This is a genomic window from Vreelandella aquamarina (assembly GCF_020075495.1).
GTDB lineage: Bacteria > Pseudomonadota > Gammaproteobacteria > Pseudomonadales > Halomonadaceae > Vreelandella > Vreelandella aquamarina_A.
In genome coordinates, this window is the sequence record NZ_JABYQT010000053.1 from 1 (window position 1) to 255 (window position 255).

Sequence of the window (255 nt, forward strand, 5' to 3'; positions counted from 1 at the left end):
GGGAAGCTTGCTTCTCGCTGACGAGCGGCGGACGGGTGAGTAATGCATAGGAATCTGCCCGGTAGTGGGGGATAACCTGGGGAAACCCAGGCTAATACCGCATACGTCCTACGGGAGAAAGAGGGCTTCGGCTCTCGCTATCGGATGAGCCTATGTCGGATTAGCTGGTTGGTGAGGTAACGGCTCACCAAGGCGACGATCCGTAGCTGGTCTGAGAGGATGATCAGCCACATCGGGACTGAGACACGGCCCGAA

1 rRNA gene is annotated in these 255 nt (G+C 58.0%); it reads left to right on the forward strand.

Features of this window, described 5'->3' with window-relative positions:
• A 16S ribosomal RNA gene (locus tag HW452_RS17800) occupies nucleotides 1-255 on the forward strand; the annotation flags it as partial.